The following is a 13,846-nucleotide window of genomic DNA, read 5'->3' as shown; positions in this document are numbered from 1 at the left end:
TATTTTGCGTGCGATTTGACTGTTGCTCTTTCCTGAGCCCAGGCTTGCATGTAATCAAGCTTATTTATCTATATATGTATGTACGAGATCAGTCGACTCATTTGCTTTCGTCCCGGATGGCCTCCAGACGCGAGCGGTGTGTCGACTTTTTTCTGTTCATAAATCACTTTCGAGAAAAGAAGAGGTGTTGCGAATGATTGCCTTTCACAACGTGGCAAAGAGCATCGGGGATGTGTCCATTATCAAAGGAATGGATCTTCAAATCGAAGCAGGGGAACTGTTTGTTCTGATCGGACCCAGCGGTTGTGGAAAGACTACGACGATGAAAATGATTAATCGCTTGATCGAGCCTTCTGCTGGGAGAATTGACATTAACGGGGCAGATATCTCCAAAGCCGATCCGGTGGAGCTGCGCCGCAATATCGGGTATGTCATTCAGCAGATTGGGCTATTTCCCCATATGACCATTGGGCAAAACGTTGCTTTGGTGCCCAAGCTGAAGAAAATGGAAAAAGCGCAGTACGAGAAAAAGGTAGATGAGCTGCTGGACATGGTAGGGCTAGAACCAAAGGTGTTCAAGGATCGTTATCCAGCCGAGCTGAGCGGAGGACAGCAGCAGCGTGTAGGTGTTATACGCGCCATGGCTGCCGACCCGCCAATTATTTTGATGGATGAACCGTTCAGCGCACTCGATCCGATCAGCAGAGAGCAGCTGCAGGATGAGCTTGTCCGGCTGCAGCGAACGATCAAAAAAACGATCGTGTTTGTGACACATGACATGGATGAGGCGATCAAAATTGCGGATCGCATCTGCATCATGAATAACGGCTCTGTCGTGCAGCTGGATACACCGAACCGTTTGCTCCAGCGGCCTGCCAATGAATTTGTAGCCGATTTTATCGGTGTGAAGCGTCTGCGCAAGGTGCAGGAGCTGCCCGCGCAAGGTTCCAAAAAAGCGACGCTTCCGCCACGATGGAGTATTTCGTAATAGTGGGGTGAGACGATGAGTGATTTCTTTCAATTCGTAACAGAAAGACATGAGCAAATTTTGTCCCTGACTTGGGAGCATACCTATATTTCTTTCATCGCTGTCATCGCAGGCTTTTTGATTGCTGTTCCACTCGGCATTGTGTTGACTCGAACAGAAAAGCTGAACAAATACGTGATTGGGTTCGTAAACATTTTGCAGACGATCCCTAGCCTGGCGCTCCTGGGACTGATGATCCCCTTGCTCGGAATTGGGGTCATTCCTGCCATAGTTGCCTTGTTCCTCTATTCTCTACTGCCTATGCTGCGAAACACGTTCACAGGCATTCGAGAGGCGGACCCAGCTCTAAAAGAAGCAGCGAGAGGAATGGGCATGACGAGCCTGCAAATCTTGTTCAAGGTTGAGCTGCCTATGGCTCTTTCGATTATCATGGGTGGATTTCGCACGGCTACGATTTTTACGATTAGCTGGGCGACTCTAGCTGCTGTTATTGGCGGCGGCGGATTAGGCTATCTCGTCTTTACAGGTCTCGGAGTGGCAAATGACAGCATGCTATTGACTGGAGCGATCGCGACTGCTTTGCTCGCAACCATCGCTGATTTTATTACACAGAAAATTCAGAAACTATGCACGCCAAAAGGCTTGAGAAGCAAGCGGGCAAATTGAGGGGGAAACACACGAAATGAGATATAGATGGATAAGTAGCATGATATTGATAGTGATCACCGCATTACTCGTAGCAGGCTGCGGCGGAGGAGGAAACGTCGTCAAAATCGGACATCAGGCTACTTCGGAGCAGACAATCATTGCACAAATGCTCAAGCAGCTGATCGAGGCGAATTCCGACATCAAGACTGAGCTGGTCGGGGGCCTCGGAGGAACGCCAGTGGTACTCAAGGCGATGCAGAACAACGACATCCAAATTTCTGCGATTCGCTACGTAGGGACGGATCTTACCAGTAGTCTAGGGTTAAAAGAGTTCAGCAAAGATCCGCAGGAAGCATTTGATCTAGTTAAAAACGGGGTTGCTGAAAAGTTTGATCAGCTGTGGTTCCCGTCCTATGGCTTTGATAATACGTATATCTTTACCGTTCGCAAGGATGTTGCCGAGAAGTACAATTTGCATAAAATTTCCGATCTGGCAGCACATGCAAAGGAAATGAACATGGCATCTGATGCACCATGGCTGGAGAGAACGAATGACGGATATCCGGCATTCAAAAAAGAATATGGCTTTGAGTTCGGCAAAACGACGCCAATGGATATCGGATTGGTATACAAGGCAGTTGATAAAGGCGATGTCGATATCGTCCTCGCTTATTCCACAGACTCACGCTTGAAAGAGTACAACCTGGTGACGCTGGAAGACGATAAGCACTTTTTCCCACCGTATGGTGCTTCTCCTGTCGTTCGCAATGATACGTTGAAGCAGTATCCACAGCTGGAAGAGCTTATCAACAAATTGACGGGAAAAATAGATACGCCAACCATGACGGCGTTAAACTATCAAGCCGATATCGAAAAGCTTGATCCTGCAGAGATCGCCAAAAAGTTTTTGGTAGAGCAAGGCTTGATCAAGCAGTAAAGGAGGGAGAGGCCTTGGAGCTGTTTGTTGGAACAATCGGCTATATGGCAAAGTATTGGACGCAAATTCTGGAGCTGACGGGAGAGCATCTTTACATGAGTGTCAGCGCGATTGTCATCGCCATACTGGTGGGTATTCCGCTGGCCGTACTCATGACGCGCAACCGGACAGTCGCTACAGTCATTCAGACGATCATCAATATCATTCAAACAATCCCTTCCCTGTCTCTCTTGCTCATTATCATGATCTTTTTGGGCTTGGGGTACAGTACGGCAATCGTCGCTCTGGCGCTGTACGCTCTCTTGCCGATCATTCAAAATACGTATGCCGGACTGGAAAATGTGGACAAGAATTTGGTTGAGGCAGGAACAGGGATGGGGATGACCCCGGTGCAGCTGTTGACCAAAGTAAAGCTTCCGCTTGCCCTGCCGATCATTCTGGCTGGTGTTCGTGTCGCTTCGGTGGTCTCGATCGGCGCTGCCACGATTGCTACCTTTGTCGGGGCGGGGGGACTGGGTGAGATGATCATGCGTGGAATTTCCACCACCGACGACCAAAAAATATTGGCAGGTGCAATTCCAGCGGCACTACTCGTCATCCTCGTCGATTTGCTGCTGGGACTGATCGAAAAAAAGGCGGGCTATCGCATGCACACTGTGAAAACGCAAAAATAAAGCAGAGAGCCGAGCGTCGAGGTGTACACAAGGAGGAAGCATATGGTCAAAAAACTTGTTTGCATAGGAGACAGTCTGACTGAGGGCTTTGGGGTGAGGAAAGTAGCGGCGTGGCCTGCGCTGCTGCAAGCCGAGCTTGGGCTGGAGGTCGTCAACAAAGGGATTTCTGGGGATACGACTACGGGCATGCTCGGGCGTTTTTATCCCGATGTGATTTTGCAAAATCCGTCACATGTCATGATCATGGGCGGAGGCAACGACATGTGGTGGAATGTGCCGACGAACGTCATGCTGGCGAATGTCTACGCGATGGTCAAACAGGCGCTGCATCATCAAATTACACCGATTATCGGGATATCGAGTGCCGGCTTCAATCCTGCCATGATTGATCCAAGCACCGTATGGGAGCCGATTGGCGGCTATGAAAAGCTTCATGAAGCAGGCACACACTATACCCACGAGCTTAAAAAGATGGCGCAATCTAATGGCTGGATGCTTGTCAGTCTGCAAGACCTTTTCCTGGATGGGGAAGGAAAGGTAGATCACTGCTTTTACGAGGGTACAGATGGCTTGCATCCCAATGAAAAAGGGCATAAGAGAATTGCCCAGGCAATAGCTGAGAGCCTGATGAAACAAGCAGCGGTTACAAGCTGATAGATGGAGCTCATATCAAAAGGAAAGGACTGATCGTAGGGAGATCAGTCCTTTTATGTTCTAATCTTTTCTGAAAGGCGGGTAGCGGCTCATGCAGATACATTTTTTCATTCAAATAACGGTACCCGTCAGTTTAGCACTTTTTGTTATATTGGTCCCTGATTGATCAAATGCTTCTAACTGCTGCCCTAATGGTCGTTATGTAAGTTCGTAATCATAAACCCCGCAGCCTCTTGCGATGATTCAAATGATTGGGATCAGAAAATATAGAAAATGAGACCTTTGCCCTCGGCTAAAGTTTGGCTATAGAAACGCCGGATTTCGTTAAAATTTTGAAGCAGGTAGGCAAAGAACTCGTCCTCATCCTCGTCTGAAATAGTATCAGGCACAAGAGGATATACCTCGTCCTTGACCATGGCTGGGAAATCATAGCGCAAGCGGAGCTGCGCTTCATCCAGCTCAGACATAGCCTGAAGCGCTTCCGCAACTTGCTCGGCGCGTAGGGAAAACGCCCCGAATGATCCAAAATCGATGCCTTTGTCTGAGGTCAGCGGAACAACATAGCCAAGAGGGGGCTCTCCATCGGAAATATCTCCACAAAGCAAGTAGTGAATCGCCTCCCAGGATCTATCAATGTCCAGTCCGGGATAATCGTCTATTTTCAAACTCTTCAATGCAATGTCGCCTGCTGCGATTTGCTGCACCAGGTTGTCATCCATAGCAAAGTAATATCCACGCATTGCCATGTTGTCATCCTACTTTCCATTTTTAGTAACCTATCAACCTGATGTTGATCTTTACGATAAGAAAACTGCCGAGTTGAAGAGGCGGATTATTGAGCTATCGTAGGTTAGCGCAACAAAGCTCCACTCACTTCGGCGGTTGCTTCAACACGAACGGCTGCGTCCGCGTCACGAACTGGAAGCCTTGCTTGCGCAGGATCGGAGCGGAAGTGGGCAGCGCGTCGACGAAAGCATGCGTCCGACCGCGGTCACGGGCTTCCTGCAACCTGGAGGCGACCAGCGCGGTAAAATAGCCTTGTCGCCGGTGTGTGGTCTTGGTGCGGCCCCCGGTCAGTTCGGCGTATGACCCGTCGGTTCGGAAGTAGACTCGCCCACAGGCGACGGGCTCGCCGTCCACGTAGGCGATGTGGATGCTCATCTCGTCCAGACTCTCCTTTAACTTCAGAGCCAGCGCGCGCCGCTCTTCCTCCACGTTTCGCCTCCCAATTTCGCGGGACATCTCGGCGTAGTGGGCCAGGTCGCGCTCGTCCCGGACGATCCTGATATCGTACCTATCGACGTCACCGAAAGTGGCCAGCGATGCCTCGTCCAGCGGCAGAACTAGCACCTCCTCCTCGTCGTCGGCCTCGAACCCGGCGGCGACGAGCCGCTCGGGCAGGTCTACGGGCGTGTCGTGGACGTAGTACTTCCACTCCAGACTATAGCCGCCGGCCACAGCGGCGTCCCGCTCCCGGCGGATCAGTTCATCAATCTCCTCCGTTGGACAACTGGCGAACACGATCCTGCACTCCGATCCGTCCTCGGTATGCTCCACGACTACGTCACCGCTGGAAGACGGCGTGCCCATCGCCCGGCGCTCCGCATCCAGGCCCGCCAGGATGTCGGATCTCACGAATTGGCTCATGTCACAGCGCTCCTTTGCCGATCTTTGTTAGTAAACTGGATTTCAACTTTTTACCACAGTCTATAAATTATCATATATTGAAATTAACCAGCCCGTTAACTTCACGCAAGCTTCCAACCTACTACAACTTTATCATCCGGTCTATTCCTTTATTAATCGGTGTAAAACTTAATTTTCTCGGCACGCCTCTGATTACCAATAACTGTTTAGTCGATGGTTGGTTAGTCATTGAATGGATTATAGATCGGATTCATTTCGTGCTGAATGGTTAAAGAAATAACGCTCTATCAAGGACAAGCCTACAGCCCCTCGCGTCTCTTCTGAATCTTATTTTTCATTTAAAGGATCCTTATACACCGTTATTAAAAGATAAATTAACACGATGTAACGAAATCATGTTTTCTCGTACTTATGTTGTGGGAGGTGTAAAAAATGGAGAATATTGAGCATCTGTATGAAATGGATGCTCAAACGGTTTATAAGTATTTATTCAGCTTAACGCAAAATACCGACTTGTCCGAAGAACTCACACAGGAAACATTTTACCAAGCGATGAAAACCATTCACAATTTCCGTGGTGATTGTAAAATTTCTGTTTGGTTATGCCAGATATCTAAACGCGCATGGCCTTGCTCCGATGCGCCACAGGCGATACAAATGAAAAGCGAGAAAACATTGTTGAAGGAGGTAAGATGGAATGAAAGAAAAAGTCACTGCGGCTTTGCTCAGAATGGGAATAGCGGTCCCGATCATTTATTTTGGCATTCCGATAGTTGCTGCACCCTATTACCCCGGCTATAGTTTTGTGAAGCACACAGCAAGTGAACTCGGTTCAAATCGTGCGATTAACCCAGACCCTGTTAATGCTGCGATTATCATTTTGGGGATTGTGACGCTACTTGCGGCTTTTGGTTTTTTGCTCGCGTTGTACCGTCTTGGCACCAATCCATTGTTGGCGTGGCTCACAATGATCGTTGTTGTTTCACATGGCCTTGGCAGCCTACTGTCCGGAATATTTCCCATTCCCGATCCGAGACACGGGGGAGGAGCTCTGTCAGCTGGTATGTTCCTGGTGCCGTTTATTTTTGCTTTTGTGTTGTGGAAACGAAGCAATACACGACTCCTGAAAGGTTATCTTATTGCGAATTTAATCCTGTTTGTCGCTATGGTGCCAATCATGAGCGGAATCATTGAAATGGACAGATCAATGATAGCGGGACTTCTCCAGCGAATTCTTGCATTTACTGCATTTACCCCAATTGGAGTAGGTGCGTATGTTCTCATGAAATGCTTGAAAAACTTCCAAAAACGAAATCATGTAATGTCAGATAAGTTTATTTGATGATTACTGATGCTGAATGAAACGGATCAGGGAGGCGTGGGCATGTTTGGTTACTCGCATGCACAGATACTTGAGAGAATGAACACAAAGAGCAAATGAGAAGACTGAACAGAAGCAGTGAGTGGTGAAGCCCTCCTCTGGACGACTAATCCGAGGAGGGCCATTTTAGTCGGTGAGGATGTGTCCCGGCAATTACTTCCTCGTTCCTTGTTTCCGGGACCGAGGGTCGCCCAGACGCGGAGCGTGAATGCGGTGTTTATATGATGCACCCGACTTCTTCGAGATACTTTCACACTGCTTTTCTTTTTCTGTTTTTACTCTAGTAATGTATATTTCGGTTACGTTTTCTTTTAAACGTCACTTATTTTTTACCGAGTTGTTCCGCTAAACCGATTAGAAGTCCTTCATTTCCACGAATGTAGCAGAGCCGATACGAGTCCCCGTACTGAACCACTTCGCCAACGAGCTGAGCACCATACTTAGTGAGTCTGGATACCATTTCGTCAATGTCTTCAACAGTGAACATGACGCGTAGATAACCGAGGGCATTTACAGGAGCAGTTCGGTGATCTGATATAGTAGGGGGGGTGAGAAATCGCGAAAGTTCAAGTCGGCTGTGGCCATCTGGGGTAACCATCATAGCAATCTCTACAGACTGTGAACCCAGCCCGGTTACACGACCAGCCCATTCACCTTCGACAATAGCTCGCCCTTCGAGTTTCAAGCCAATTTCCTCAAAGAAAGAGATTGCCTCATCAAGGGATTCTACAACGATGCCAACATTGTCCATTCTTAGTAATTTGTTTTCTGCCATAGTTTTATCTCCTTATGTGTACAAATTTATTACCTGATCATCTTCATATTTATTTTATCAAGTATTACCAGTTGCTTCCAAGTGATTAACGTCTTATCACAGTTCATGATAACAAAGATAAGTCACAGTATAGTAAAATGTGAAATTTGGTTTACCGATGTGGAGGAATGGTTCCCTCCATGCAGATTTACGGATTGCCGCCATCAGGCCGAGCCGGGCTGTGCCGTTCTGGCCGCGCTTGCCGACGGTTCGTTATCGCGTGAACGGTGGGAGCATTATGTTGCCCAGCAGCTTGAGAACAAGTATGTCCAGGATAAAACGAGCTACTTCATCGACAAGAGGGCGAGAAACAAAACGACTGCCATGTGGAGCAAGCAAACGAAGAAAAATGGAGGTTGGAAGAACTGAATAGTAAATTCGAAACGCTGATCTATGCCTTAGGCCGACGCTTCAAGAAGGATATCATCTCGACCGACTTCCTAACCATGCCGTTACAGGGCGGAACTGTGGGAAATGTGTACCTGGTAACGGGGAGGGCCGAAACCGCGGATGGCGAAAAGTTACCGTACCGTATCGTGCTGAAAATCCAGAAGAAATGGGAGCGTTACGGCGATCCGGGTTCATGGCGCCGGGAATATGATCTCTATACGTCTGACTTGGGAGCAACGTTCTCAGATGCCTTCCGCTGGCCGACATGTTATCACGCCGAGATCAATGCCGAAGAAAATGAATTCCAGCTGTGGCTGGAATATATCGATGGCGTAACCGGCTTAGACTTGACCGGTGACATGTATGAACAGGCAGCGCTGGAGTTAGGACGCTATCAAGGCAAGCTGTATGCGGAGCAGCCCGCTGTGCTGCAGAGCCTGACCAACCTGAGCCATGCGGATCTTATGAAGAATACGTATCTGCATTACCGGTCATGGCCGGTCGTTTACGATTATATACGCTCGGAGGACTGCGAATTCCCGCAACACGTGCGGCAAATGCTCATTGAAATCGATGAGCACGCAGACGGGATACTCGCCCGCATCGAAAAATTGCCCCTCGTGCTATGCCACCGGGACTTCTGGGTGACCAACCTGATCTATGCCGACGGGAAAATCGCGCTCATCGACTGGGATACATCCGGATGGGGCTACCTAGGCGAGGATCTCGCAAGTCTGATTGCAGATGAAGCGGATATCGATCACATGGTCGAAAACTACCAGCGATGTGTCCCGGCGTATTACAAAGGCTTTTCGGAGTATGTGGATGTATCCCCTATCGCTGATCATTGCGTCTATGAGATGATCCTTCTCGTATTCGGGTACAGGCTTGTGGAGGGATATCTCCACACAGAGGATGATGACGAGAAGACGACGCTTGTCCATACTCTCCAAAAAATCTATGAATTGAAAACTAGTCCTGCATAGGGTTGACTCATTTCCCCCAACGAAAGCCTGATTGTCTCGACAGGTTCGATTTTGGTTGCCAACCTGGCCTACGAGTTGAAGCAACGGGAGAAAAGTCATTCAAAACGAAACGAATTTCATATAAACTAGAAAGATACAAGCTTTAAACGGGCGCAGCAATCCCCTCTTCCGATGTTAGCCACGGATCACGACAGCACGATTTTATATTGTAACCTGTCTTTTCTGAATGTTCTATCAAAGTTGGCGTAACCGGATTTTCTGACGAAATCAAAAGGAGGCTTACATGAGCAAATTAGCAGGGAAGGTAGCAATCGTTACAGGAGCAGGACGTGGGATTGGAGCGGCAACAGCGAAACGACTGGCGAGTGATGGAGCCAAGGTCGGCGTGCTTGATCTGAAAGAGGAGTTTACTGCGGAGACGGTTTCCGAGATTCAGGCAGCAGGAGGAGAAGCCATCGGCCTCGCATGTGATGTAGCGGATGCGACTCAGGTTGAAAATGCTGTTACAGCGCTTGTGAATCACTTTGGCCGTCTGGACATTTTGGTGAACAATGCAGGGGTCATTCGAGATAATATGCTGTTCAAAATGACTGAGGATGACTGGGACACAGTGATGAACATTCATTTAAAGGGCAGCTTTTTAATGAGTCGCGGTGTCCAAAAACATATGGTTTCCCAGCGATATGGGAAAATCGTGAATCTTTCCAGCATATCTGCTCTGGGGAGTCGTGGTCAGGCGAATTATTCAGCAGCCAAGGCAGGCTTGCAAGGCTTTACCAAGACTCTTTCGATTGAGCTGGGTCCTTTCAATATTAATGTGAATGCAGTAGCCCCGGGATTTATCGCCACGGATATGACCAAGGAGACTGCGAGACGGATCGGTGTCAGCTTCGAGGAATTTGAAAAAGAAAGTGCTGCCCAGATTCCTTTGCGCAGGGCGGGAAAGCCGGAGGATATCGCGAATGTCGTCTCGTTTTTGGTGAGTGAGGAAGCGAGCTATGTATCTGGTCAAATCATCTATGTCAGTGGGGGACCAACAGTCTGACCATCTAGTGGATCATGACACGAGTGGTGCTGGTTTTTCTACTTGTGGGGATGCCAGTCTATGATCTATGTGATTATTGGCATGCAGATGGTCTTTTTCGAGGTGATCGTTCATATAAGGTCCGTGGTTTATGGCAAACACTGGGGAAAAAGGATCTGTATCGGTGGAGAAAGCTTCTCAGTTTGTTTTTAAAAGACTCTGGTTGGTGAGGCGGTAGCATAGTGAGGAAAAAAGGAGAAAACGCTCCAGCTTCTTGGGTCACTTGCCAGGAGGTCATCCCTGCACTGTTCCATGGAAAAAGCAAAACCGCGTCCAAAGTCGCATGTACAATGACGTGATTCCAGAGGTGGACGCTTAAAACCGTGTTTCGCTTTTTCCATTCCACCTCGGTTGTGCCCCAAAGAGCTTCGCGTCTTTCTCCTTTTTCCCAGCCAGCTTTTGTTTTCCACAAGCTTGTTTGTGGGCAGGTCACAAGAGAAAGACTTGCGTGCAAGGCAATTGAAGGTTCAAAAGGCAATTGCCAGAAGATCACTATGTGATGCTATTCAATAGAAACCGTCAGGACTAATCGATAGTCTTGACGGTTTGTTTTTATTCATGTGGGTAAAAATTTAGTTTCTTTCAGCATTCAATAATAGAAAATGCATGAACGGCTGTCTCCTCCAAGATAGTGCTCGCAAACTGCTATGAAATACCCACAAAAAAGCTGGACGAGTCGCCAAGGCTTAATGAGGAAAAAGGAGAAAAAAGCCGCAGATCTTTGGAACACGGCTGAGGCGTAATGAAAAAAGAGAAACACGCTCTTAAGCGTCCACCTCTGAGAAGCCTCATGAAAGAGCTACTTTGGACGCGGTTTCCCTTTTTTCACGGAGCCGTCCAGTGAATCCCCAAGCAAGTGTTCCAAGAATCTGAAGCGTTTCCTCCTTTTTCCTCTCCACCCATATGGTCTGACGAGGGTCATCAAATCATCTATACCTTATAGAAATGTCTGATAATCAAAATTTTCTAAAAAATGATAGTGTTGTTCTAAATCAATCATTCCATCTTTATCACAGGGGGCGACATTATGGGTAGAGGGACAACCATCAAAAAAATGCTAACAATGGCAACGGCTATATCCATGTCAGCATCACTTTTGGCCGGATGTGGCGGGAATACAGCTGCACCTGGAGCAGGGACGGGCACAGATGCTCCTGCCAAGCCACTAGACGCGACAGCAGACCTGCAGCCGAAAAAAGGAGGCACGCTCACCATTGCGATTAAGGACGAGCCGGATCAGCTGGACATTCAGAAAACGGGGATGGCTGTGGCGAACCAAATCGCAGGGAATCTCGGAGGCGGGCTCGTTACGCAAGATCCGGAGACATTGGAGTTTAAGCCGTATTTGGCAGAGAGCTGGACTGTCTCTGAGGACGGGAAGACGTGGAATTTCGTTATTCGCTCCGGGGTGAAATTCCATGATGGGACACCGCTGACTGCCAAATCATTCGCGGAAACCTATCAACGCGCGCTGAATCCAGAAACAGCGGCAAAGGTAGCAGGTAGCAACTTGTCCGAGGTAGCGTCGGTAGAAGCGCCGGACGATAAGACACTGATCCTGAAATTAAAGCAGCCCTTTGCGCCCTTATTGCAATATTTGAGTGATCCAGGCTGGCTACAGCCACTATCGATGGAAGCGATCAAAAAAGCAGGAGACAAATACGGACGCCAGCCTGTCGGGATTGGCCCGTGGAAATTTGAGAGCTGGGAAAATGGGCAAAGTATCTCATTTGTCCGTAACGAGGATTACGCGTGGGCTGATCCGATTGCCAAAAACCAGGGTCCAGCCTACCCGGACAAGCTGATCTATAAATTCATCAATGAAAATCAGACGATGCTGGCTGCATTGGAAAGCGGCTCGATCGATATCGCCAGCAAAATCGAAGCGAAGGATGTCAAGAAATACAAGGATAATCCGCAATACGAGGTTAAAGAAATGCTGCGCAACGGTCTTGGCCTATATGTGATGATGAACACGCGCAGACCAGTCTTCACAGAGCTGGAAGTGAGACAAGCGCTGAACAAGGCGATCAACAAAGAAGCGATCATGAAAGCAGTGATTCAAGGAGAAGGGGTTGCTGCTTATGGACCGTTGCCTCCATCATTGTTTGGCTACGATGAAGCGGTACAGGAATACGGCTACAAATATCAGGCGGATGAGGCACGGGCACTCTTGGAGAAGGCAGGATATACGAAAAACGCACAAGGCTTTTATGAAAAGGACGGCAAGCCGCTCAAGCTGGAGATTTTGGCCCAAACGGGTACATGGGCACAGGCGGCGCAAATCATTCAGGCAATGCTCAAGGATATCGGTGTGGAGCTGAAAATCGTCACACTGGAATGGGGCGCACTTGTGGACACTGCGACAAAAGGAAACTATGACATGACACTCATGGGCTACACGCTTAATGACCCGGACGTCCTCTACTTGTTCCTGCATTCCAGTCAAATCGCGAACGGTCTGAACTTCAGTGGGGTAAAAGACGACAAGCTGGACGAGCTGTTGGTCAAGGGCAGAACGACTGTAGACAGTACTGCACGCAAGGAAGTTTACAAGGAAATTCAAAAGTACGTCGTGGAACAAGCGTGGTGGATTCCCATCTACACTGAAAAACAATTCAACGTCGTACGCAAGCCGGTCGAGGGTGTGCGCGTTCATCCATTGCGCGGGCTGATGTATCAGGATAGCTGGGTGAATCAATAATGAGGCAATTTATTATCCAACGCCTCGGTACAGGATTGATTGTACTCATCGGCATTTCGATCTTTTCCTTTGCGCTGATTCATCTCATTCCGGGTGATCCGATTCGCATCATGCTGGGAGAAAATGCGACAGCCGAGCAAGTGCAGGCGCTTCGTGAGCAATTGGGACTGAACCGACCGCTGCTTGTGCAATATTTTCATTATGCGGCAGGAGTATTGCAAGGGGATTTGGGGACGTCCTTCAAAACTGGACGTCCCGTCCTCACAGAGATTTTGGAGCGCTTTCCAGCTACCGTCAAGCTAGCGGCAAGCGGAATGCTGCTGGCGATCATCATCGGAATTACAATGGGAATCATCGCAGCGAGGTTCAAAGACACTTTCCTAGATTTTTCAGCCATGAGTCTCGCTACATTAGGTGTTTCGATTCCAAGCTTTTGGCTGGGTATCCTGCTGATCATGCTGTTCACCGTCAAGCTGGGATGGCTTCCGATTGCTGGAGGGACCGGACTAAAGGATATTGTGCTGCCGGCTGTCACGCTTGGCGTACTGGCCTCGACGGTCATCAGTCGCTTGACACGCGCCGGGATGGTAGAGGTGCTTTCCTTTGACTACATCCGCACCGCACGGGCCAAAGGGCTCGGGGAAGGGGCAGTGCTTTTCATCCATGCGTTTCGCAACGCCATGATTCCGGTTGTGACGATCGTGGGATTGCAGATCGCATCATTACTGGGAGGAACCGTGATCATCGAGCGTGTTTTTGACTGGCCGGGTCTTGGCTCGCTTGCGATCGGTGCGATTGCCTCCCGTGATTTCCCGCTTGTTCAGGGCATCATTTTGTTCATCGGGGTTATCTTTGTCCTGATCAATATTTTGGTCGATATTTTGTACAGCTTTATTGATCCGCGCATCGAGGTCGGCCAGCCAAAGGAGGGGACGTAAG

At 48.8% G+C, this 13,846-nt stretch carries 14 protein-coding genes and 1 pseudogene; 12 read left to right on the top strand and 3 right to left on the bottom strand.

Features of this window, described 5'->3' with window-relative positions; all coding sequences use genetic code 11:
- Positions 1-193: 193 nt before the first annotated feature.
- The 5 genes and pseudogenes from ADS79_RS26030 to ADS79_RS26010 all read left to right on the top strand — a co-directional run.
- Positions 194-919, top strand: a pseudogene (locus ADS79_RS26030) (ABC transporter ATP-binding protein); the annotation flags it as partial.
- 84 nt (positions 920-1,003) lie between these two features.
- Entirely contained in the window at positions 1,004-1,654 is a 651-nt protein-coding gene (locus ADS79_RS26025; protein WP_049741373.1) for an ABC transporter permease, read from the top strand.
- Between the two features lie 40 nt (positions 1,655-1,694).
- Complete coding sequence (locus ADS79_RS26020; protein WP_409362426.1) at positions 1,695-2,573, top strand: osmoprotectant ABC transporter substrate-binding protein; 879 nt, start codon at positions 1,695-1,697, stop codon at positions 2,571-2,573.
- A gap of 14 nt (positions 2,574-2,587) precedes the next feature.
- A complete protein-coding gene (locus ADS79_RS26015) occupies positions 2,588-3,247 on the top strand; it encodes an ABC transporter permease (RefSeq protein ID WP_049741371.1) in 660 nt (219 codons plus the stop codon).
- Between the two features lie 42 nt (positions 3,248-3,289).
- Entirely contained in the window at positions 3,290-3,901 is a 612-nt protein-coding gene (locus ADS79_RS26010; RefSeq protein ID WP_049741370.1) for a GDSL-type esterase/lipase family protein, read from the top strand.
- A gap of 257 nt (positions 3,902-4,158) precedes the next feature.
- Here ADS79_RS26010 and ADS79_RS26005 read toward each other — a convergent pair whose 3' ends face one another.
- Both ADS79_RS26005 and ADS79_RS26000 read right to left on the bottom strand, forming a co-directional pair.
- Positions 4,159-4,647: a YfbM family protein gene (locus ADS79_RS26005; RefSeq protein ID WP_049741369.1), complete on the bottom strand. Its 489-nt coding sequence runs from the start codon at positions 4,645-4,647 to the stop codon at positions 4,159-4,161.
- Between the two features lie 124 nt (positions 4,648-4,771).
- Positions 4,772-5,548 (bottom strand): GNAT family N-acetyltransferase, encoded by a 777-nt coding sequence (locus tag ADS79_RS26000; RefSeq protein ID WP_201783424.1) that lies wholly within the window; start codon positions 5,546-5,548, stop codon positions 4,772-4,774.
- Positions 5,549-5,980: 432 nt separating this feature from the next.
- On the opposite strand from ADS79_RS26000, the gene ADS79_RS34640 reads away from it, so the two are divergent.
- Complete coding sequence (locus tag ADS79_RS34640; protein ID WP_084766080.1) at positions 5,981-6,349, top strand: sigma factor; 369 nt, start codon at positions 5,981-5,983, stop codon at positions 6,347-6,349.
- The gene (locus ADS79_RS25995) at positions 6,246-6,890 is read left to right on the top strand and encodes a DUF998 domain-containing protein (protein WP_049741368.1); all 645 of its coding nucleotides are present in this window, start codon (positions 6,246-6,248) and stop codon (positions 6,888-6,890) included. The genes ADS79_RS34640 and ADS79_RS25995 overlap by 104 nt, the downstream gene beginning before the upstream one ends.
- Positions 6,891-7,251: 361 nt before the next feature.
- Here ADS79_RS25995 and ADS79_RS25990 read toward each other — a convergent pair whose 3' ends face one another.
- Positions 7,252-7,704, bottom strand: coding sequence for a VOC family protein (locus ADS79_RS25990; RefSeq protein ID WP_049741367.1), 453 nt, complete (start codon positions 7,702-7,704; stop codon positions 7,252-7,254).
- A 159-nt stretch (positions 7,705-7,863) separates the two neighbouring features.
- Here ADS79_RS25990 and ADS79_RS25985 point away from each other — a divergent pair, with 159 nt between their 5' ends.
- From ADS79_RS25985 to nikB, 5 genes are all read left to right on the top strand, one after another.
- Entirely contained in the window at positions 7,864-8,112 is a 249-nt protein-coding gene (locus ADS79_RS25985; RefSeq protein WP_236700107.1) for a hypothetical protein, read from the top strand.
- The gene (locus ADS79_RS25980) at positions 8,109-9,119 is read left to right on the top strand and encodes an aminoglycoside phosphotransferase family protein (RefSeq protein ID WP_049742136.1); all 1,011 of its coding nucleotides are present in this window, start codon (positions 8,109-8,111) and stop codon (positions 9,117-9,119) included. The genes ADS79_RS25985 and ADS79_RS25980 overlap by 4 nt, the downstream gene beginning before the upstream one ends.
- Before the next feature lie 283 nt (positions 9,120-9,402).
- Complete coding sequence (locus ADS79_RS25975) at positions 9,403-10,164, top strand: SDR family NAD(P)-dependent oxidoreductase (protein WP_049741365.1); 762 nt, start codon at positions 9,403-9,405, stop codon at positions 10,162-10,164.
- Positions 10,165-11,230: 1,066 nt separating this feature from the next.
- Positions 11,231-12,907 carry an ABC transporter substrate-binding protein gene (locus ADS79_RS25970; RefSeq protein ID WP_049741364.1) on the top strand — a complete coding sequence of 559 codons (1,677 nt, stop codon included), beginning with the start codon at positions 11,231-11,233 and terminating at the stop codon, positions 12,905-12,907.
- On the top strand, positions 12,907-13,845 hold the full coding sequence (gene nikB, locus ADS79_RS25965; RefSeq protein ID WP_049741363.1) for a nickel ABC transporter permease: 939 nt from the start codon (positions 12,907-12,909) through the stop codon (positions 13,843-13,845). Before ADS79_RS25970 ends, nikB begins: the two co-directional genes overlap by 1 nt.
- The last annotated feature ends 1 nt before the right edge of the window (position 13,846 follow it).

This window comes from Brevibacillus reuszeri, from assembly GCF_001187725.1.
GTDB lineage: Bacteria > Bacillota > Bacilli > Brevibacillales > Brevibacillaceae > Brevibacillus > Brevibacillus reuszeri.
The sequence above is the reverse complement of the archived record's forward strand: the minus strand, read 5'-3'. Positions and strand labels throughout refer to the sequence as shown.

Excerpts from the sequence above, each read along its gene's own strand:
- ADS79_RS34640 (WP_084766080.1), top strand. The coding sequence starts at position 5,981 with ATGGAGAATATTGAGCATCTGTATGAAATGGATGCTCAAACGGTTTAT.
- ADS79_RS25970 (WP_049741364.1), top strand. The coding sequence starts at position 11,231 with ATGGGTAGAGGGACAACCATCAAAAAAATGCTAACAATGGCAACGGCT.
- ADS79_RS25995 (WP_049741368.1), top strand. The coding sequence starts at position 6,246 with ATGAAAGAAAAAGTCACTGCGGCTTTGCTCAGAATGGGAATAGCGGTC.
- ADS79_RS26010 (WP_049741370.1), top strand. The coding sequence starts at position 3,290 with ATGGTCAAAAAACTTGTTTGCATAGGAGACAGTCTGACTGAGGGCTTT.
- ADS79_RS26005 (WP_049741369.1), bottom strand. The coding sequence starts at position 4,647 with ATGGCAATGCGTGGATATTACTTTGCTATGGATGACAACCTGGTGCAG.
- ADS79_RS26020 (WP_409362426.1), top strand. The coding sequence starts at position 1,695 with ATGATATTGATAGTGATCACCGCATTACTCGTAGCAGGCTGCGGCGGA.
- nikB (WP_049741363.1), top strand. The coding sequence starts at position 12,907 with ATGAGGCAATTTATTATCCAACGCCTCGGTACAGGATTGATTGTACTC.
- ADS79_RS25990 (WP_049741367.1), bottom strand. The coding sequence starts at position 7,704 with ATGGCAGAAAACAAATTACTAAGAATGGACAATGTTGGCATCGTTGTA.
- ADS79_RS26000 (WP_201783424.1), bottom strand. The coding sequence starts at position 5,548 with ATGAGCCAATTCGTGAGATCCGACATCCTGGCGGGCCTGGATGCGGAG.
- ADS79_RS25975 (WP_049741365.1), top strand. The coding sequence starts at position 9,403 with ATGAGCAAATTAGCAGGGAAGGTAGCAATCGTTACAGGAGCAGGACGT.
- ADS79_RS26025 (WP_049741373.1), top strand. The coding sequence starts at position 1,004 with ATGAGTGATTTCTTTCAATTCGTAACAGAAAGACATGAGCAAATTTTG.